This window comes from Paenibacillus sp. NPDC058071 (assembly GCF_042885235.1).
Lineage (GTDB): Bacteria > Bacillota > Bacilli > Paenibacillales > Paenibacillaceae > Pristimantibacillus.
Window position 1 is genome coordinate 95968 of sequence record NZ_JBHVSK010000018.1, and the last position, 20231, is coordinate 116198.

The window sequence follows — 20231 nt, forward strand, 5'->3', positions numbered from 1 at the left end:
AAATCGAGTCAATCAATTCAGAGTCCCATATCTTAGGGAACTATTGCCTTATCCCCCGTTACCGTCTCCGCCTTCAGGCTCTCCGTCTCCGGGACCGCCTTCACCGTCCCCTTCGGCCTCTCCGCCGTTATTCGAGCCGCCGGGGGTAGTGCTTTCGCTAGGCGGCGGCGTTGCCGTACCAGGCGGCGTTGCGGTTCCGCCTCCGCCGGTGCCGCCACCTGTACCGTTCCCTCCGCTATTGCTTCCTCCACTGCCCCCGTTGCTTCCGCCGTCAGGATCCGTTCCCGTATTGACGGAAGCGTCTCTGACTACAACAGTTACGGTGAGTTCGTTCGCCAGAGTGATGAACCTAGGCAAAAACGCTTTCAGCTTCAGTGTATAGGTTCCCGTTGTAAGTCCGGTCAGATCGCCCGACAACAGCGCATCTCCTGCGCCTAGAGCGCCTAATACATTGGGAGCCCCTAGCACATCGAAGCTGAGCATGGCGTCAGCGGGCTCCGTGATCTCCGCCTCCAGACCTTCTCCCAATCCGGTCAATATGACCTTGCGGCTAATCGTTTTCTTCTCCGACGGAACGACCGTAATTTCCACATTGATCTCCGTCGGCTCCACCATTTTTATTCCATCCACAGCCGTGACCTTTGCCTTCACTTTACCGGACTGTTTCACTTTCGACAGGTCGACTGTTACGCTGCTGTACGATTCAAGCGTATCAAGCAGCTTCTGATCGCCGTATACGGCCACCTTATCCATTTCCGGCTTTACCGCCGAGACGCTCAATCCTTCCGGCAAGCTGCCGGTAAAGCTGAGCTGCAGCGGCAGCATCTTCAATGGCGGGGTAACCGGAACGGTCACCGCTACGGAAGCCGGTCTGACCGTGGCATGATCCATCGGCCTGCCTTCTGTGTCGTAGACGACAATACGCGCTTTTTTCTCTTCCACCGACTTCTCGGCCCCCTCGACGCTGACCGTCGTGCTAACCGAGCTGACGAGCGGCATCTCTTCCTTCGGCAGCGTCACCTGAACCTGAGCGTGTTCAGCATCTGCCAATAGAGGCGTACCCGTAATATATCCTTTCGCAGGCGTTCCTTCCGTTATGACGCTCAGATCGAACGCCTTCGTCTGAATCTCCACAAGCTCTACCGTTACCGTCGACGGCTTCATCTCGACAAGATTAACACCTTTAGGCAATCTATACGACAAAGGCACCTCATGTTCGCCTTCTCCTACATTGGACAAATCGACTTGTACGACGACGTCCTCATCCTTCAAGCCAACCAAATTTACGCGGCGTCCTTCCACGACGGCGCGCACGACGGTTGGCTCCAGCTTCACCAAAGCAAAGCGGCTCTCGTCCAACCCGACTGGGATGACCGATTGCGCCTCGTAAGCCTTTGTGTCCATATTAGAGGTGACAGTAGCCGGCGTTTTCTCTGGATCGAAATGAACGACGGCCCACAGCAGCAGCGCAATAATGACGGACAGCACTTTCAGCGCTGTCGGGTGACTAAGCCATTTATCCATTGCGGCCCCCTTTCCGCTTGAGGAACGACGATACGCCAGCCTTTTCCTTGCCGTTCTCCTTCTGCATCGTCAGCTCCTCGAATAGCTTCGAGATGAGCGACTCCTCGTTAATATCGCGAACGATCATTCCATTTAATGCAAGAGACACTTGCCCGGTTTCTTCCGATACAATGACACTAACTGCATCACTCACTTCGCTGACGCCAATTGCCGCCCGGTGACGCGTGCCCAGTTCCTTGCTAATAAACGGATTCTCGGACAGCGGCAAATAACACCCGGCCGCCATAATCTGATTGCCCCGGATAATAACCGCTCCGTCATGAAGCGGCGTATTGGGCGTAAAAATATTTATCAACAGCTCTGACGTAATCTTAGATTCCATCTTAATGCCGGATTCGACCAATTCATTGACACCGGTCATACGCTCGAAGACAATCAACGCGCCGACCTTCCGCGCCGCCATATGCTGCACCGCCCGCATCACTTCGACAATTTGATCGTTAAGAGCGTCTTTCTCCAGGGACGAGGTTCGGCCAAACAGCTTGCCGCGTCCCAATTGCTCCAGCACGCGCCGCAACTCGGGCTGAAAAATAATAAGCACCGACACGACCCCGAACGTGAACATTTGATTCATCAGCCACTTCATCGTATATAAATTGAACCAGGTGCTGATCGCCCAAGCCGCGACCAGTATCAGAATCCCTTTCAGCAGCTGAACCGCGCGCGTGTTGCGCACGAGCAAAATCATTTTATAAATAATGTAGCTGACGATGCCGATGTCAATGATGTCTTTAATCCAGTCATTCCAATTCAAATCTGTAAAATAACTCATGCAAAAACCCCCAAACCGCCGACAACAATTATTTTTCTATTTCGGTATCAACCTTATTGTTTTCTAGAATCGGGTCTGGAAATCCTTTTTGCGGAAAAAAAATAACTGTCTCCCGATCCAGGGAGACAGTTTCGGCTCAAGATGCCAGTCCGCTGAATGTCTGCGTCACTTTGTACCAGAACCAATCGAGCGCTTGATCGATCGTTCGGCTTTGTCCGGCAATATGTCCGGTGGACGCCAAATTGAGGGAGCCGTCAATGACGGTTACGTTGCCTTCAACCTCTCCTCTGACTTCCGCCCTGCCATTCTCGACGATCAGATTTCCTTTAAAATGAACGCCTTCGGGAATCGTTACGGTGTTGCCTTCGATGACGACCTGCTGTAAATCTTCGCCCGATACAATCAATTTGGTGTCCTTCTCCCACATCGACATCGCGCTTCCCAGCATGACCAATACGAAAACGGCCGCAACCGCGAGCCCCGGATATCTATACAGAAAACGTAAAGCCCCTTTACGCTGCTGTGGAAGCTTTTCCTCAGGCAGCTGGGCCATAATGCGTTCGGTCAGCTTTGCCGCTTCCGTCAGGCCGTACCCAGGAATCCTCCGGTGCTCCAGCGTATCAAAAAGCAAAGCTTCGGTTTTTTCCATTTGCTCATAACGGTCAAGGCAAGCTGGGCATGATTCCAAATGAGCCTTTAATTGCTCCGCTTCCTCACGCGGCAGTTCGCCGTCCAAATAGTCGTGTATCCATACTTTGGCGACGGTGCATTCCATATCAGCCAGTCCTTTCTCTCATTTGCTCGCGCATAAGCTATTCTCCTAATAGGATACGTATCGCGGAACAGGATGTTTCACTTTTTTAAAATATAGGAATCAAGTCATCCTTACTTCTCCGGTGTGCCTATTTGAACCGCATAGCCGGCTTTAGGCCCCTTCATTTTGGGCAATTCGGCGTATGCATGATAATACGATCGTTCCCCGGTTACAGCTTATGCTCCAGCTTTTTGCGGAGAAAGTCCCTGCCTCGATGAACTCGCGTTTTAATCGTCGTTACCGGCATGTCGAGCACATCGCTGATCTCCTGCAGCGACAGCTCCTCAATATAACGAAGCATCATCACCGTCTTGTACTTCGGCGCAAGCGAGCCGATCGCCTCATGAATGATGCGCTGCGTTTCTGAGAGCAGCAGCTCCGACTCCGGCGTTCGGTTATCGCTTGGAATCATCGAATAACCGTCCAAGCCTTCATGCTCGTTCGATTCGGCGTCAAGCGAGTACGTGGGCTTTCTTTTCCTCAGCTTGTCGATGCAAAGGTTCGTCGCGATCCGATAAATCCATGTGGAAAATTTCATCGTATCGTCGTATCGTTCCAAATTTCTATGAACGCGCAGAAACGTCTCCTGCACGATATCTTCCGCCTCCTGGCGGTTATTCAGCATTCGGTAGGCCATGTGGAACAGCTTGTCCTGATACAGCTCCACGAGCTCCGCAAACGCCCGTTGATCGCCCTTCAGCGCAAGCTTGGCGAGCCGGGCTTCCAATAGATTCACTTATACTCCTCCAAACCTTCCGTTTGAACGGATGCTCGCCGCGAAGCTCAATCTCCATAAACCCGCTTCGCCGCGATGGACGCAAGACCCAATCGCCGCAATCACAATCCCCATAATTAAACATTCTAACAGAAATGGGAAACGCCGTGAACGATAAAAATCATAATTACAAACGATAATTAGCCGCATTTATTATTATATACGTTTTTCAGCCAGCATGGCAAAGAGCAGAAGCGGTTTTCCGCGCCTCTGCCCTTCAAAAGCCGCCTCATCACTCCTCATGAGCAATGAGAGCCGTGCCGCGTGCCAAGCTAATCAATCTACTGCTTTACATGCTGCCCTTCATCAAACGATCCAGCACCTCTTGAATCGTACCGGTCGGAATTGCAAAGCCGATTCCTTGCGCTTCCGAGTTGACCGCCGTGTTGATGCCAATCACTTCGCCCTTCATGTTCAGCAGAGGCCCGCCGGAATTGCCGGGATTAATGGAAGCGTCGGTCTGGAGCAAATGCTCGTAGACATGGTCCCCATCCTTGTCTTGTATCGTAATTGGACGTTCTTTCGCACTCAGCACGCCCACGGTCATCGTATGATCGAATCCGTACGGATTGCCGATCGCGATTACCCAATCGCCGATGTTCGTCTCGTCAGAATTGCCGATCGGAAGCGTTGGGAAGCTGTCCTCCCCTTCGATTTTCAATACCGCGAGATCTTTGTCTTTCGCCGTTCCGACGACGGAAGCTGTAAAAGGCTTGTCATGGCCTTCGACCGTTACCTTCACTTCCTTCGCTCCATTCACGACATGCTCGTTGGTCAAGATATAGCCGGATGAGTCAAAAATAAAACCAGTGCCGGAGCCGCTTAACTGAAGTTCTCCGCTCCCGCTCCCATTCCCGCTTTCGTCTCCTGCGCTCGGAGCTCCGCTCTCTTCATCGCCTCCACGGCCGTCTTGTCCAAAAGGAGAAAACGGCTGCGTGCCGAAATACTGCCAGTAATCCGAGTTGCGTCTAACGGAACGCTCCGGCTCCGTGTAATTTTCAATCTTGACGACAGCCGGCGAGGCACCCGCATAGATGTCGGAGATGAGGCTGTCGACCGAAGCCGAAGCCGTCTTCACGCCAGCGCCATTTCCTTTCGACGCCGCGCTCGGCATGTACGGCGTTTGCTCGGCGCCGCGCGTAAACAAGTTGGCTCGGTCGGCCGTATACATAAATCCGCCGATGACGATAGCACCGACCAGAAAAGCGGCAAACAGCGTCTTGCTCGATGCGCTTCGTTTGACTCTGTCTCTGCCCTTGCCGCCGCTGCCTTCTCCCGCTCCAGCATGCTCATAAGCGGCTGTAAACAGGGCCAGCTCTCTTTCATATTGCGATTTCATATCCGAATGCGAGCGGTTAGGCCCGTAAGTATAAGTGGCGGCATCCTTATGTTCCGCTGCGGTTTGTTCTTCGGTCTTAGGCTGGACGCTATCGCGATCGAATGGATTGCCGTTTCGATAATCGTTGTTCATGGATCAATTCCTCCTTCGGTCCAGCGGCCTTTTCTTGCCTTGTCCGCTTGCCCGTTGATTGCTTCCCATGACTCTATCATGAAGGACGCACCTTAAAGCAATCTTAAGAGGGTTATAAAAAAACATAAAACCTGATCCGATCGATTATGAAAGATTTTCCGAATCTTCGTTTAAAAACCGGTTCGCTTCAGCGACAAAATCGGATGGCCGGTCGATGGCCAAATAAATCAGAGATGTGCGCATAGGCTGAAAGAAAAAGCCATCCACGCGCTGCTCCGACTTTAGCGCCAATCGCACGTTCGGCGTTCCGACCGCCGGGCTAGCCGCTTGCCGCTTCTCTTCACCCGTTAATTCATACCCGCTCTTGGCCCAATCCACCGACAGCAGGTTCTCCCAGCGAAAATCGGCCTGCAATCGCAGTCCGTACCGCAAACGAATGCCTTCCTTGCCGATTCGAATTGGCTGCATGACAGCCGCTCTCGTATCCGCCCACAACAGAATAAGCAGCCACAGCTCCGAAATCGTTACGATCCAGGCAACGAGAGGCGACCACATCGCAAGCAGCAAGTGCACAACCACCGATTCGAGGACGATGAGCTTGGTGACAAAAGCGGCCAGCAGCACCTGGTTCGTTTCTCTATGGTACGTATAAACATTTGCGTTCTCTATGGCCAACGCCTTATCCCGCTTCCTCTTCCCCCAGGAGAAAAAGAAATAGTAGAACATAGCGACGTCATGCGCAATAAAAGAACCTATTCTTCGATCGCCTAACCGGTCTTTACATACATGCCGAATCGCTTCGACCGTATCCGGTTCCGTTCGTTTTCGTTCCTTGATCTGCTTGACGATCGCGATTAACAACCTTATTTCGATATATATAAGCGAGGCCTCAATGGCCACAATAGCTAGTTCAACCGGCCAAATGACATCCCAAGCCATGCTCTTGACGGACGCAGGCAAAGCAAACCAGGCCGCTATGGCGCCGAGAAGGGGGAACGGAAGAAGCGACTTGAGCTTTTTGCCGGAGTTCCGAATGACGAGCAGCCAGTAGCAAAAAGGAATAACAACGACGAAATCGAACAAAACAGCGTATGCCAGCAGCCGGTCCTGTGGAGCGATGCGCGCCGTTACCGTATCCACGCACAGGACAAGCGCTGCAATTGCGGCAAACAAGTAAAGCGAACGCGGGTTTCTCAGCTTTGCATTCATGACCCTGTCACCTGCTTTCTTCTGATTAGCTTCATGTATTTTCAGTATACAACCGAAGCCCTTCTCTCGTTGTTTCCAAATATGGATATATAATTACAAATAAAAGAAACCAAGTTCGGACGGTTAGCGTCCAAACTTGGCTTCTTAATGGTTAGGCTGCCGATCAGCCCGTATTTCTCAGGCCGGCCGCAATGCCGTTGATAGTGAGCAGCACTTCGCGGAGCAGCTCAGGATCGTCTTCGTTTTTGTCACGAAGCTCCCGCAGCTCGGTCAGCAGCTGTACTTGCATATAGCTGAGCGGATCGACATAAGGATTCCGCAGCTTGATCGACTCTTGAATAACCGGCACATTGTCCAAAATTTCCTCTTGTCCGGTAATTTTCAGAATCAGATCGGAAGTAAGCTTATACTCTTCTTCGATTTGGTTGAAAATGCGGTCGCGAATCGTTTGATCGGAGATCATATCCGCATATTCCTTCGCGATCAGCAGATCAGCCTTGGCAAGCGCCATTTGCAAATTGTCAACAAGCGAACGGAAGAACGGGAATTGCTCGTACATCGTTTTGAGCGTCTCCATTTTTTGCTCGTCGCCATTCACATATTGCTGGAACGCAGTACCCGCGGCATACCATGCTGGCAGCAGATAACGGCTTTGCGTCCATGCAAATACCCAAGGAATCGCCCGCAAATCTTCGAATCGATCGCTGTTTTTCCGTTTCGACGGACGGGAGCCGATGTTCAGCTCGCCAACCTCCGGCAGCGGCGTCGATTCTTTGAAGAAGGTCATAAAGCCCGGATCGCGGAAAATCAGATCCTGGTATTTCGTCAGCGCTGTCTCGGAAATCGAACGGGCAATTTCATCCCACTCAGCTTCCGCCGCTTGCTTCTCATTCGGATACTTCGCCAAGCGCGCGGATGTAACCAGCGCCCAAGTCGCTTGCTCCAAGCTGCGGTATGCGATGCCTTGCATCGAATAACGGGAGCTGAGCACTTCGCCTTGCTCAGTAATTTTGATGCCGCCGCCTACCGTGTGCGGAGGCTGTGCCAAAATACTGCGGTTCAGCGGCATTCCGCCGCGTCCGAGCGCGCCGCCGCGTCCGTGGAAGAATTTCAGCTTAACGCCGTATTCGCCCGCTGCGGCCGTAATTTCCTTCAGCGCAACGCGCAGTTCCCAGTTTGCAGTGACTACGCCGCCGTCTTTGTTAGAGTCGGAGTAACCGAGCATGATCTCATGCAGATTGTCTCTAGCGGCAACAGCTTGACGGTAAACCGGCAGATCAAACAGCTGCTTCATAATGCCCGGAGCCGCGTGAAGATCGTCGATCGTTTCGAACAAAGGCACAGATTGCAGTGTGCAGCGAGTCGTTCCGTCCATCTCTTTGCGGAACAAGCCGACTTCCTTAGCGAACACCATAACCTCCAGCATATCGCTGGCGCCTTGCGTCATACTGATCAGATAACTCGAGATACAGTTAACGCCGAACTCCTGCTGCGCCCGATAGATCGTATGGTAGACATCGAGACATTCGCGCGTCGATTCTGAATATTCAAGATGACTCGAAGTAAGCGGACGCGGCTCGTTCAGCAGCCTGTTCAACAGCTCGATTTTCTCATCCTCAGACAACGCGGAATAATCGGCGACAATGTTCATTTTCGCCAAAATTTCGGTCATCGCATTCTCATGCTCTTGGCTGTGCTGACGCACGTCCAATTGAAGCAGATGGAAGCCAAACAGCTCAACTTGGCGAACGAGCTTACCGATATACGTATCCGCTACGTAGTCGGCGAAATGGTTGCGAAGGCTGCGATCCATAATATACAGATCTTCCAGCAACTCGTCAGCGCTGTTATAGCGCACCGGAGAGCCTTTCAGCGATTCCTCTTGCGTATTGGCCAGCTTCTGGAGCATAAAGCCGATCTTGATCCGGTAAGGCTCCGTTACGTTGCGCCATGGCTCAACGCACTTCACTTCCACATTTTCGCGGTCCTTGCGAATCGATTCGAGCAATTCTTCCGATACTTGCGCAATGTTCGTGCTGAAGCTGAGCTGGTCCATCATTTCGGTCAGCTTCTCTTCATATTTCTTAAGAGCCAGCTGGCGATTCAGCGTCAGCGTTTCCCATGTGATCTGCGCGGTAACCGACGGGTTGCCGTCGCGGTCGCCGCCGATCCACGAGCCGAAGCGAAGATAGCTAGGCACATGCCACTTTTCGCCAGGATAGTATTTCGTCAAGCAGCGCTCAAGCTCTTCATAAACATCAGGAAGCGCTTCGAAGAGCGTCTCGTCGAAGTAGTACAAGCCGTTGCGAACTTCGTCGATAACGGTTGGCTTGCGATCGCGCAGCTCGTCCGTTTGCCACAAAATAAGCACTTCGTTCAGGAGCCTCTCGCGGAGCTTCTCACGCTCGCGGTAGGTCAGCGTCGGATTGTCGAGCTCGAGCACGTCGTTCGAAATTCGTTTATGAATATCGAGCACAGCGCGGCGCGTTGCTTCCGTCGGATGAGCAGTCATGACCAGTTCGAGCGAAATGTCGCTCAGAATTTGCCGAACGTCCGGCGATTCGATACCGCGGTCTTTCAGGTCGAGAATGGCGCTCTCGATCGAGCCGCGTTGCACGCTTTCGCCTGCCGAGCGCTCATAGTCGCGCTTGCGGCGGATGCGATGGTTCTGCTCAGCGATGTTGACGAGCTGGAAGTAGATCGCAAATGCACGAATAACCTGATGACGGAATTCAGGCTCGAGAGAAGAAATTTTCGCTTTGAAACGGTCGAACAGCTCGGGAACAAACTCGGCGCGAAGCGATTTGCTTGTTTCGCGAATGTCTTCGACAATTTCGAGCAGCTCGCGTCCGCCCTGGTGTACGAGAACTTCGCCAAGAATGTTGCCCAGGAAACGGACATCTCTCCGCAGCAGGTTGTTCGCCTGCGGACGGGGAGCTGACGCGGTAGATGCAGCTTGATCGGACATAATGTTCCTCCTAAAAGTTTTGCGAAGCAAAACTGCTTCGTAAGCTTGTGCTTAGTTTTGCGAAGCAAAACTTCGCTTCGTAAGCCTATGCTTAGTTTTGCGAAGCAAAACTTCGCTTCGTAAGCCTATGCTTAGTTTTGCGAAGCAAATTCGCTACGGTTGCCTATGCTTGGAATTGCGGTGCAAATCTATACGATCTGCCTGTGCTTCCCTTCGCGGAGCAAACCTTGCTTCGTAAGCCTACGCCCGGCTGCGGAGCTGGCCGCACCGTAACCGAAGCTTAGTATTGCGAAGCAAAACTTGCTTCGTAAGCCCTCTGCGTCTTGTCGATAAGATCGCGGCGGCAATGGCGCGGATCGCTTGACGCAATCTAAACTTCATCTATCATACTACAAAAAAGAACAAGGTTGAAGCCCCGGCACGGAGCAAAAATCCGGCTAGAAACTGTTCCCAGCTCCGTCTGCAGAACGATGAACGGCGCTGCGTCTCTTCGTATGATTAGGGTAACGAATAGAACGATGAAGGGACTGAAGAAAATGAAACGCTTACAAAATGAGACGGGGCAAGGCCTTTTGCAAAATAAACCTTATATGTCGCTAATGGCGTCGCAGTTGATCGCGAACCTCGGCGAATGGATTTACATTCTCGCGCTGCTCACTCTAGTTGGTATGAAATGGAATGCTTCTCCTTTGGAAATTACCGCTACAACGCTGTGTATGGTTATCCCGATGCTGATTGGCGGCCCGCTCAGCGGCATGCTTGCCGACCGTATGGAGCGCAAGACAATTATGATCGTCTCCGACGCGGCGCGCGTATTGATTATGCTGCTGCTTGTCTTCGCAAGCTCCCTGCTGCACGTCTATGTCCTGCTTCTGTTCAAGGGCATCTTTGACGTCATGTTCTCCCCTGCAAAAAACGGCAAGCTGAAGGAGCTCGTTCCTCACCATCAGCTTGAACAAGCGGTGTCGATCAGCGCCATCATCGAACAGGGCAGTAAAGTAATCGGTCCAGCCATTGGCGGTCTGCTGACAGCCGCATTCGGCATCACCGCCTCCTTCTATATCGACGCCGGAGCGTTCGCGATATCTGCGCTGATCCTTCTCTTTATTCCGCGCCGCAGCACATCAGCAGCAACAGCGGTTGCAGTCGGGGCACCCGAGGACGAAAGCGTAAAAGAAAAATCCCGCTTCAAAGAAGAATTCATTGCAGGCATCCGGATCATTCTTAGCATTCCAATCATTAAGTATGGCCTGCTCACCCTCTGTATGGTCATACTTGTCCTGCAGATCGCCGATTCCCAAATCGTCGTGCTGTTCCGAGGCTTGCCGGAAATGACGGAGGATATGCTCGGTTGGTGTATCGCCATGAGCGGCATCGGAACTCTTGTCGCCGCTTTCCTGATACGCTTTCTCTCCAGGCTTTCCACGCTTGCGAAAATGGGGTTGGGCGGCTCCATTCTCGGTTTCGTGTTCGCTGGAGCCGGCTTCCTTGCTCTCTACGGCACATCAGGCTCATTTACCCAAGCGCTCTATGTAATTGGCTTCTTCATTGCCGGACTGGGAGGCGGTCTGACGCTCATTCCGTTCCAGGTCATGATTCAGCAGCGGACTCCGGAACGGTTCATCGGCCGCGTTACCGGCACAATCGGCAGTCTCACCTCAGTAGCCGCTATTATCGGTCCGCTGACAGGCGGGTTGCTCGTCACAGCGCTGGGACCGGAAATCGCCTATGTTTTATCGGGCAGCGGCATGGCGTTAATCGGATTGGCGCTGCTCGCCTTTAAACGGCGCATTCTGGCGCAGGACAATGCCGCTGTGCCCGCCGCAACGACCCGAACGGAAGTATCTGCTTAACGGAAGCGACGTCATTTCTTTTGCGAATGCTTACCGCCCAGCAAGCTTGCCAAATGGAGGGCCACGAAAAAAATAACTGGCAGCAAAACGCAAAAAACGATATCGAACCAAGGGTAGTAATTGTTCAAAATATCGTTGTATACAACGATGTTCGGCGTAGTTAAAACCGAGCTTACAATCAAAATCATACCGATCGGTATCGTAAGCATGTTACTTTCCTTAAGACGCAAAAACTGAGCGATTCCTGAAATGAGAGAAAAGAACAGCATAAGCGTTTTATAAAAAACGGTTATAATCCATAAGAAAGCGAGAATCACTTCGATTCGCTCCACAAACTTGCCAATAGTTATTTTTTGGGCCAGTACGAATGTCGGATAATATTTCGTTTCCATCAGATTTGCCCCCAGCACCAGCACGCAAAAATCAACAGTGATAAGCAAAATAATCCCGCCGACGGCATAGCCGATAAAAATGGGTTTTGTCAGCTTCCCGTTCCCCGCCACATGAGGAACGAGCATAAGCAGTGTAACCATCTCCGTAAATCCATAAGCGTAGGCTGGCAGCATTCCTTTGAGAAAGGGATACATCCCTTCCGCCAGCACCGGCTTCATATTGGACATTTTAATTTGCGGCAGCAGGCAGAGAACGAGGAACAGAAACAGTATGATAAATACGGGAAACAGCATTTCTCCCATTCTCGCAAATGTCTCAACGCCATAACGATACGCGATAATAATAACGGTCATAAAAACGATCAGCATCGCATTGACCGGCGTCTCAGGCATCATCTGCGTCGTCAGGAACTGGCTCGTCTCACTCAACAATGCCGAAGCACACATAAAGATTTGGAATAGAAATAATATGGAGAAGAGGCTGCCGACAAATACACCCAACTGAGACTGCGCAGCCTCTACCCAGCTTTTCCGCTTCATCTTATTAGCAATTCCAGCGTATAGGAATGCCGTAGCCATGCCAAGCAGCAGAGCAAGGAACATGGACAGCCAGGCATCTTGTTTAGCAAAAGAACCTGTGATTGTTGGAAGCACCAGAATCGTATCACCAACTACGCCGAGTATAATCAAAATCGTGAATTGACGAACCGTTATTTTACCGTTTACGCTAGTTTGCATTCGTTCGACCCTCCTCTCCGGCATTCACAATGTCGGCTCTACTCCACAAGCTACTCCCCCGTGTAAGGCAATTTCAAAAGCAAAAACGGGTTAGGAAGCTCCACATTCATAACGAGCGCCGCATAGAGCGCCGTCCCCGTAAGGAGAAACAACATAAATGCAATTTTCTCCCGTTTTCTCTTCCGTTTACGCAGCCCCGGCATTTCCAAGCCAAAAGTCGCCGCCGCCAATAGAAGCACTCCAATAACCTGAGCCATTGCTTAGCCTCCCGTATTTGGATTTAACGTCGAATTGCCCGTCGTTCCCGTTTTGCGAATCTTCATTTTGATCTTGTATTGAACCTTAAGCGAAGGGAAGTGCTCATTGTTCCAGTTCTTTTTTACTTCTTTCCAATACGGGGCGTGGTCCTTGGCAAAGTGGATACCAAAGCCCAAACAATCCGATCGCAATGATTTGGCTTTGCGGACTGCCGCCTCCGCGTTGCTGCGAATAATAACAGCCGTTTGCTCCTCAAGCAGTTTAATTGTGGACGGCTTCATCAGATCGATCGAATCGCATTCTCTTTCATTCACACTGCCTTCCGACCGGATATAAACCGTCGCCTCTGGCTTGCCATTTACAACTTTCGTCTTAATCTCGGCCTCTGAAGAATTGATCTCTACACCTGTGTAGGCAGACGGGCCGCAAGGAATTTCAACGGACGTACTTTCCAAGTTGTCTGTAATGTCAGTGTATCCCTTGCTCTCTTTCTCGTTTAGCCAGCCAACCAGTTTATCTCCTCTAAAGATAGCGATGCCTTTATACCGATAACGGCTGCTCGGCTGGAACGTCTCCACATTCTTTTTCCGTTCCGCTTCTTCCACCGTACCAATCAGCTTAATCCCGGTCAGCGCCAGTTCGATGCCTTCGCTGGACATTCGATCGAGCACCTCGTCCAACGTAATGGATATTGTCGGCGCCCAGTTTCGTTCCGACGTCTCGAGTGAATGAAGCATGCTGTTGGTAGGCAGCTTCTCGAGCGGCGTGTAGAGCTTCAATATATCCTCGGCTTTCATATCCCGTGCAACAACAACTTTGAAATCCATCCGATGTTCATTATCCCGGAGTGCATTGTCGATAAATTCAGCAATTCCGCGCCTTGCCAGCTCCTCGCTTATCACATAAAACTGCAAATGGCCCATATATACCTTACGAGGCGCTTCAGCAGTCAGGGAGCGAGCCGCATCCAGCATTGTCTTGCCCCTCCCCTGATAGAGCGTTGTCGGCGGGCGCTCGCCGCCTCTTTTCTGAGCCGTTATTTCGCTGGGATTGACCACTTGATATGAAGCCAGATATTCGCCATTCTCCCAATCCAAGCCGAAGCCCAGTACAATCAGGAGTTCGTTCAACTCTCTCCGGCTCCAGCAGCCGGACAGCAACGACAGGCAAAGCACGATGACGATTATTTTCACAAACGATTTGAACACTTTATCCATTACGCCGCCGCATCCTTTCCTCACCGCTTGTAAATGAAGAACTTGGGCGCTTATATATCAGCCAGCGAGGCAATCGCAAAAGCGAATCCTCCATTCCGGCAGGCCGGTAAGGAGAGAGCGGCGACATGTACGGTTCCCCGAACGACCGAAGCGAGCATAAATGAAGCAGCAGTATAAATATCCCCATGAAGATACCCACTACGCCGAAGCTTGCCGCCGCAAACATAAAAGCAAAGCGCAGGATGCGAATCGGTATCGACATACTGTAAGACGGCACCGTAAAGGTCGATATGGCCGTTACAGATACGACAATAACCATGGCAGCAGAAACGATCCCCGCCTCGACAGCCGCTTGACCGATAACTAGCGTGCCTACGACGGATACCGCTTGACCAATTGCGCGGGGCATCCGCAGTCCCGCTTCCCGCAAAATCTCAAAGGTGACCTCCATCGCAAACGCTTCGACAAACGCCGGAAATGGCACCCCTTCCCGCTGCGCAGCCAGACTTATAAGCAGCGAGGTCGGAAGCATTTCACGGTGAAAGGTAGTGATGGCAATATACAGCGAAGGAAATAGCAGCGATATGGCGAAACTGACGAATCGCAGCAGCCGCAACAGACTGGAATAGAAATAGCGCTGATAGTAATCCTCCGCCGATTGAAAAAAAGAAATCATCATCGTCGGCGCAATCAGCACGTTCGGCGTACCGTCTACGAATATCGCAACTCTGCCTTCCAGCAGCTGCGATGCTACGTTATCAGGCAGCTCCGTATTATAGACTGTAGGGAAAAGCGAATACTTGCCGTCCTCGATAAGCTCCTCGATATAGCCGCTGTCCAGCACGCTGTCGATTTTAATTGCCTTCAGTCTCTGCCTTACCATGTCAATAACCGACTGTTTCGCTAAGCCGTTAATATACATCAAAGTGACGTCGGTCTTTGTCACCGTTCCGATCGCAATGGTTTCCAGCCAAAGCCGAGGATTTTTAATTTTCCGCCGAATCAGCGATGTATTGGTGCGGAGTGTTTCATTAAAGCTTTCACGAGGTCCGCGGATTGATGTCTGGTTTGTCGATTCGCTAACTTCGCGCCCCTTCCATTGGCGGATATCGGCGCACTGCGCTTGGCTGCTTCCGTCCAATAGAATAACGGCTTCACCCGACAATAGACATACATAGAGCGAGCCCATTTCCACAACGGTATGGATAGAGCCCACGCCCACAATCAATTCTTTGGCGATCGAAACCGGATCTCCCGTCCGGCTGTCCCGTTCCTCGCGTCGCAAGGCGTCAATACGCCTCATGTTGCCAATCAAGACATCCATAATATATTGGTTGACGATAGCCGAATCGGCCATTCCGTCGATATAGACGATAGCCGCCGCAGCTCTATCGCTGTTCTCGTAATACACTTTTCGAATAATTAAATCGTCGCTGTCGCCCATATCTCGCAGCAGTATTTGTTCGTTGGATTCAATTTGCGGTTCAATGGGAATGTTGGCGTATTCGGGTAAAATATGCGACTCATCTTTATGACGAGTATAGGCCGATGACTTATTTTTCATGAGGTCAACCTTCTCTCCTACTGCGCGTCTCCTTTTCATTATGACCAATGGGAAAAAACGCTAAACAGAAGGAAGGCTGTTGCGAGGAAGTTTCATTTGCCTCAAACTTGCCCTAAGCTGAAGGGACGAGGCGATGCAGATTGAAAAAAATAAACAACAAAAAAAGCCTTGATTATCAAGGCTTTCGAAGTTTAATTAGTTGGAGCGGGTGATGGGAATCGAACCCACGCTATTAGCTTGGAAGGCTAAAGTTCTACCATTGAACTACACCCGCATATGAAAATGGTCGGGATGACACGATTTGAACATGCGACCCCCTGGTCCCAAACCAGGTGCTCTACCAAGCTGAGCTACATCCCGACAATTGCGTTACTGATAAAAAATGGCGCGGCCTAAGAGATTCGAACTCCTGACCTTTTGATTCGTAGTCAAACGCTCTATCCAGCTGAGCTAAGGCCGCAAATTATGGAGCGGAAGACGGGAATCGAACCCGCGACCCTCGCCTTGGCAAGGCGATGCTCTACCGCTGAGCCACTTCCGCATGTGTAACAATTGTTTCATCGTTCGCGAAGTTTTTATCGCGGCGACAAGTAATAATATATCACCTTCGAAACACAAATGCAACTGTTTTTTTGTTTTTTTGCAAAAAAAGAATGGAAAGCGCTCCGCTCGCTAAAGCGTCACGCTTTCCGGCTCCTTCACGTCTTCTTGTTTATACGCCAGCCGCAGCCGCGAGTACAGGATCACGATTGTTCAGCGCGCGGTCGGCAGCCGATTCACCGGCCAAAGCAAATGGCAGACAAAGCGGTACTCCAGTGCGCGGATCGGGAACAATATCCGCTTCGATGTTGAACACCTCGCGAATAATTTCCGGCGTTGTCACTTCTACCGGGGAACCTTCCCCCACAACTGTGCCCTTCTTGATTGCAATCATATGATGCGCATATCTCGTTGCATGGTTGAGATCATGGACGACCATCACAATCGTCCGGTTATTCAACTCGTTCAGTTTCTGCAGCAATTGCAGCACTTCCAGCTGATGCGCCATATCAAGGAACGTCGTCGGTTCATCCAAGAACAAAATGTCGGTTTCCTGAGCCAGCGCCATCGCGATCCATGCTCTTTGACGCTGCCCGCCGGACAGCTGGTCGACTGGACGTTCCGCAAATTCAGCCATGCCCGTCGCATCAATTGCCCATTGCACGATTTGGCGATCCTCTTTGGACATCGAACCAAAGCCCTTTTGATACGGAAAACGTCCGTACGCAACAAGCTCGGATACCGTAAGGCCGTCCGGAGCGGTCGGATTTTGCGGCAAAATGGCAAGCTGCTTCGCGACTTCTTTCGTCGATTGCTTATGAATCGACTTTCCGTCGAGCAGCACGCTTCCTTTAGCCGGATTCATCAAGCGCGCCATCGTCTTCAGAATCGTCGATTTCCCCGAACCGTTCGAACCTACTAGCGCCGTAATTTTCCCTTGTGGAATGGCTACATTCAAGTTTTGTACAATAAGCCGATCGTCATAAGCAATGTCCAGATTCGAGGTTGTCAAGCGAATCGTCAAGACACGCACTCTCCTTTCAAGTTCGAGGGCAATGTTGATGTATATGAAGGTGATTTGATAACTATTATCAATTGGTTATAATGATAATTGTTCTCACTTATAAAGTCAATGCTTTTATTCGTCTTTGAGAAAAGAATTGAAGCTCAAAACAGAAATCAGTGCTTGCCTTTAAGTGAGGGGGAGCGCTGGGGACCAGAGGGTTCTTCCGATCGCCATTAAAGCCTGATTCCTTTATTTATTAGATAGTTGCGGTAGGAATCATGCTTTAAAAGCGACCACTATCGTTTCTCCAGAATCCCTCTGCCCCTTCGCCGCTCTCTCCTTCTCCGCCATGCACTGATTTTAAGTTTGAGCCAGAATTGAAGTTCTCTAACGCAATAAAACGCCTCCGAAGCCGCTGTATCAAGCGGGCGGAAGCGTTTTGGGATTAGAAGTTATTTTAAGGCGTTTAACAGGCTGCTAAGCTATTCCAGACGAAAACCCTGGTCTTTCAGAAACTCTCGCATATGCAGCCGTTTCTGCGCCGTTTTCGCCGCCATCGCTTGAGACCAGGTAGCATCCGTCTTGCCGTCCGATCTCTCGCGCATATAGGCGCTTATCGTCGCATCGTATTCGTCGATTGCTTGATCTGTCCGTTCTATTTGATACATGTTCCGGTGAAAGACCGCTTCTTTCGGCAGACGCGGCCGAGATAAAGGCTCTTGATCCGGCACGCCGATACACATCCCGAATACCGGGTACACTTTTTCGGGCAGACCAAGAAGCTCTGATACTCGCTTGGGTTGGTTGCGAATGCCGCCGATATAGACAATGCCAAGCCCAAGCGATTCAGCAGCCAGTGCTGCGTTCTGAGCAGCCAAGGTGGCGTCTACGGTGGAGATAATAAAATTTTCTGTCGTGCTGGTCTGCTCTTTCTGCTCTTCCTTCAAGTGCCTGCCTGCCGCACGCTCAAATCGGTAGAGATCGGCGCACCAGACGAGAAATATAGGACATTCCGCTACATAGGCCTGACCGCCAGCCAGCTCTGCAAGCTGCTCTTTCAATACCGGATCTGTGACCCCTATGACCGAGAAAGCCTGCATATTACTGGAGGTAGAGGCATGCTGCGCCGCTTCGATAATCGCGTCTAACTGCTCGTCCGTCACCGGTTGACCGGTAAATTTTCGGATCGAACGATGATTTTGCATAAGCCGTATTGTCTCATTCATTGTTCAGTCCTCCTTTTAACCTGTCTTACTCTGTGCTTTTCCTGCATGTCCTTCTTATCTTATCATGAGCCTCTCTTATAAAAAAAGCTCGCTCAGGCGATTATCTCGCCTTTACCGTCATGTATAATAGAGATAACGATTGCTCTAAACAGCATATGTACCCTAATTGGAGGATGTTGAAAAACAATGGCCCCACTGCAGCCCTTTACGGAAGAAGTTATTCGCATCATTAAAAATATACCCGCCGGTTATGTCATGACCTACGGACAGATTGCGGCGGAGGCGGGCAGCCCTCGCGCAGCCAGACAGGTCGTGCGCATCTTGCATGCCATGAGCCGGGCTCATCAGCTGCCTTGGCACCGAGTTGTAAATGCAAAGGGAGAAATCGCCTTGCAGGACGAAGAAGGGAAAATGACGCAAATCATGGAGCTGGAAAGTGAAGGCGTAGAGATCGGCAAAGGCGACCGGATCGACCTAGCCGTTTATCAGTATTTCCCGTCGTCGTGACGGACACGAAAAAGACAGGCTATCGTGGCTCCGATAACCTGTCTTTATAATGATTTCAGTCTCTTTTTTGAATCCTACTAAGAATAGTTCAAAGTTTTAATAATTTTCAATAGTTCCGACTTTTGAGCGTTTGATAAATACTTTGTGAATCTGATATACATCCCGTTTGGGGTCATTTGCACATGAAAGCCCTTCGGATTGTCATACCATTGCTCAATAATGCTTACGTACGCCTCTCTAGGATGCGACGTAGCATTGACAATAACTTCTGTTCCTTCTGCGAATAGCGGTTCCATATTGTGCCTCATCCTGTCTCGTTGTCTATTCTCATAACGAACTGTCTCTCAATCTACTATACCATAATTCACCTAGTATGCTAAATATGGAAATTAAAAAACCCCTGAACCGAAGTTCAGGAGCTCAATTGTAGTAAATGGTGCGCGTAGAGGGACTTGAACCCCCACGGTCGCCCGCCAGATCCTAAGTCTGGTGCGTCTGCCAATTCCGCCATACGCGCATGGGTAATGCTTTTGTAAAAATGGTGAGCCATGAAGGACTCGAACCTTCGACACCCTGATTAAAAGTCAGGTGCTCTACCAACTGAGCTAATGGCTCGTACAATGGCTGGGGATTCAGGGATCGAACCTGAGAATGACGGAGTCAAAGTCCGTTGCCTTACCGCTTGGCTAATCCCCATCGTAAATGGTGGAGGCTGAGGGGATCGAACCCCCGACCCTCTGCTTGTAAGGCAGATGCTCTCCCAGCTGAGCTAAGCCTCCAAAGATTGAATTTGACTCGAAGTTTCCGAAAAATATTCGGGATAACCTTCGAAGTACAACTTCACTTTTGAGGTAAAGTTGGTGACCCGTAGGGGATTCGAACCCCTGTTACCTCCGTGAAAGGGAGGTGTCTTAACCCCTTGACCAACGGGCCTTACATGAAATTCTTCTGGAGCTCTCAACCGGGATCGAACCGGTGACCTCATCCTTACCATGGATGCACTCTACCTACTGAGCTATGAGAGCAAATGGCTCCCCGAACAGGACTCGAACCTGTGACAACTCGATTAACAGTCGAGTGCTCTACCAACTGAGCTATCAGGGAATATGTATTCAAAGCTTGCGCCTTGAAAACTGGATGCGAAAGTTAATGTTTTTCCTTTAGTGTTATCCCCGATGCTTTCGGGGTCCCCGCAAAGTAATCGGAATGAGCTTCGTAGCCATTCTTCACTTTTTGGGGTGGTTTTTGGATAAGCCCTCGACCGATTAGTACTGGTCAGCTCCACACATTGCTGTGCTTCCACCCCCAGCCTATCAACCTCGTCGTCTTCAAGGGGT

Annotated in this window: 15 protein-coding genes, 11 tRNA genes and 1 rRNA gene; 2 read left to right on the forward strand and 25 right to left on the reverse strand. The window is 50.8% G+C overall.

Going from position 1 to position 20231, the window contains the following annotated elements:
- Positions 1-48 precede the first annotated feature (48 nt).
- From ACFVTB_RS22990 to ppc, 7 genes are all read right to left on the reverse strand, one after another.
- Positions 49-1524, reverse strand: coding sequence for a CdaR family protein (locus ACFVTB_RS22990; RefSeq protein ID WP_387754551.1), 1476 nt, complete (start codon positions 1522-1524; stop codon positions 49-51).
- Positions 1517-2356: a diadenylate cyclase CdaA gene (gene cdaA, locus ACFVTB_RS22995; RefSeq protein WP_387754553.1), complete on the reverse strand. Its 840-nt coding sequence runs from the start codon at positions 2354-2356 to the stop codon at positions 1517-1519. The genes ACFVTB_RS22990 and cdaA overlap by 8 nt, the downstream gene beginning before the upstream one ends.
- Before the next feature lie 136 nt (positions 2357-2492).
- On the reverse strand, positions 2493-3131 hold the full coding sequence (locus tag ACFVTB_RS23000; RefSeq protein WP_387754555.1) for a zf-HC2 domain-containing protein: 639 nt from the start codon (positions 3129-3131) through the stop codon (positions 2493-2495).
- A gap of 208 nt (positions 3132-3339) precedes the next feature.
- On the reverse strand, positions 3340-3906 hold the full coding sequence (sigW, locus tag ACFVTB_RS23005) for an RNA polymerase sigma factor SigW (protein ID WP_387754557.1): 567 nt from the start codon (positions 3904-3906) through the stop codon (positions 3340-3342).
- A 328-nt stretch (positions 3907-4234) separates the two neighbouring features.
- Positions 4235-5416, reverse strand: coding sequence for a S1C family serine protease (locus ACFVTB_RS23010; RefSeq protein WP_387754559.1), 1182 nt, complete (start codon positions 5414-5416; stop codon positions 4235-4237).
- Positions 5417-5560: 144 nt separating this feature from the next.
- A complete protein-coding gene (locus tag ACFVTB_RS23015; RefSeq protein WP_387754562.1) occupies positions 5561-6625 on the reverse strand; it encodes a hypothetical protein in 1065 nt (354 codons plus the stop codon).
- 163 nt (positions 6626-6788) lie between these two features.
- Positions 6789-9593 carry a phosphoenolpyruvate carboxylase gene (gene ppc, locus ACFVTB_RS23020; RefSeq protein ID WP_387754565.1) on the reverse strand — a complete coding sequence of 935 codons (2805 nt, stop codon included), beginning with the start codon at positions 9591-9593 and terminating at the stop codon, positions 6789-6791.
- A 536-nt stretch (positions 9594-10129) separates the two neighbouring features.
- Between ppc and ACFVTB_RS23025 the strand changes: the two genes are divergently transcribed.
- A complete protein-coding gene (locus ACFVTB_RS23025) occupies positions 10130-11446 on the forward strand; it encodes an MFS transporter (protein ID WP_387754568.1) in 1317 nt (438 codons plus the stop codon).
- Between the two features lie 11 nt (positions 11447-11457).
- On the opposite strand, the gene ACFVTB_RS23030 is transcribed toward ACFVTB_RS23025, so the two are convergent.
- From ACFVTB_RS23030 to nfsA, 10 genes are all read right to left on the reverse strand, one after another.
- Positions 11458-12576, reverse strand: coding sequence for a GerAB/ArcD/ProY family transporter (locus tag ACFVTB_RS23030; protein ID WP_387754570.1), 1119 nt, complete (start codon positions 12574-12576; stop codon positions 11458-11460).
- 50 nt (positions 12577-12626) lie between these two features.
- A complete protein-coding gene (locus tag ACFVTB_RS23035) occupies positions 12627-12833 on the reverse strand; it encodes a hypothetical protein (protein WP_387754572.1) in 207 nt (68 codons plus the stop codon).
- Positions 12834-12836: 3 nt separating this feature from the next.
- The gene (locus ACFVTB_RS23040) at positions 12837-14051 is read right to left on the reverse strand and encodes a Ger(x)C family spore germination protein (RefSeq protein WP_387754575.1); all 1215 of its coding nucleotides are present in this window, start codon (positions 14049-14051) and stop codon (positions 12837-12839) included.
- Complete coding sequence (locus tag ACFVTB_RS23045) at positions 14044-15615, reverse strand: spore germination protein (protein ID WP_387754578.1); 1572 nt, start codon at positions 15613-15615, stop codon at positions 14044-14046. The genes ACFVTB_RS23040 and ACFVTB_RS23045 overlap by 8 nt, the downstream gene beginning before the upstream one ends.
- A 200-nt stretch (positions 15616-15815) precedes the next feature.
- Positions 15816-15889: transfer RNA gene (locus ACFVTB_RS23050), tRNA-Gly, on the reverse strand.
- A gap of 9 nt (positions 15890-15898) precedes the next feature.
- Positions 15899-15975 (reverse strand) — tRNA-Pro (locus ACFVTB_RS23055).
- A 23-nt stretch (positions 15976-15998) separates the two neighbouring features.
- Positions 15999-16075 (reverse strand) — tRNA-Arg (locus tag ACFVTB_RS23060).
- Positions 16076-16081: 6 nt separating this feature from the next.
- Positions 16082-16156: transfer RNA gene (locus ACFVTB_RS23065), tRNA-Gly, on the reverse strand.
- Positions 16157-16327: 171 nt separating this feature from the next.
- Positions 16328-17173 carry an ABC transporter ATP-binding protein gene (locus tag ACFVTB_RS23070; RefSeq protein WP_387754592.1) on the reverse strand — a complete coding sequence of 282 codons (846 nt, stop codon included), beginning with the start codon at positions 17171-17173 and terminating at the stop codon, positions 16328-16330.
- A 470-nt stretch (positions 17174-17643) separates the two neighbouring features.
- Positions 17644-18387 (reverse strand): oxygen-insensitive NADPH nitroreductase, encoded by a 744-nt coding sequence (gene nfsA, locus ACFVTB_RS23075; protein ID WP_387754581.1) that lies wholly within the window; start codon positions 18385-18387, stop codon positions 17644-17646.
- 195 nt (positions 18388-18582) lie between these two features.
- On the opposite strand from nfsA, the gene ACFVTB_RS23080 reads away from it, so the two are divergent.
- Positions 18583-18894, forward strand: a complete 312-nt coding sequence (locus ACFVTB_RS23080) for an MGMT family protein (RefSeq protein ID WP_387754594.1) — start codon at positions 18583-18585, stop codon at positions 18892-18894.
- 434 nt (positions 18895-19328) lie between these two features.
- Here ACFVTB_RS23080 and ACFVTB_RS23085 read toward each other — a convergent pair.
- The 8 genes from ACFVTB_RS23085 to ACFVTB_RS23120 form a co-directional block, all read right to left on the reverse strand.
- A tRNA-Leu gene (locus tag ACFVTB_RS23085) sits at positions 19329-19411 on the reverse strand.
- A gap of 22 nt (positions 19412-19433) precedes the next feature.
- Positions 19434-19509 (reverse strand) — tRNA-Lys (locus ACFVTB_RS23090).
- A 6-nt stretch (positions 19510-19515) separates the two neighbouring features.
- Positions 19516-19590, reverse strand: a tRNA-Gln gene (locus ACFVTB_RS23095).
- Positions 19591-19597: 7 nt separating this feature from the next.
- Positions 19598-19673 (reverse strand) — tRNA-Val (locus ACFVTB_RS23100).
- A 79-nt stretch (positions 19674-19752) separates the two neighbouring features.
- Positions 19753-19827 (reverse strand) — tRNA-Glu (locus ACFVTB_RS23105).
- A 16-nt stretch (positions 19828-19843) separates the two neighbouring features.
- A tRNA-Thr gene (locus tag ACFVTB_RS23110) sits at positions 19844-19919 on the reverse strand.
- A 3-nt stretch (positions 19920-19922) separates the two neighbouring features.
- Positions 19923-19998: transfer RNA gene (locus ACFVTB_RS23115), tRNA-Asn, on the reverse strand.
- A 141-nt stretch (positions 19999-20139) separates the two neighbouring features.
- Positions 20140-20231 (reverse strand): 23S ribosomal RNA (locus ACFVTB_RS23120); the annotation flags it as partial.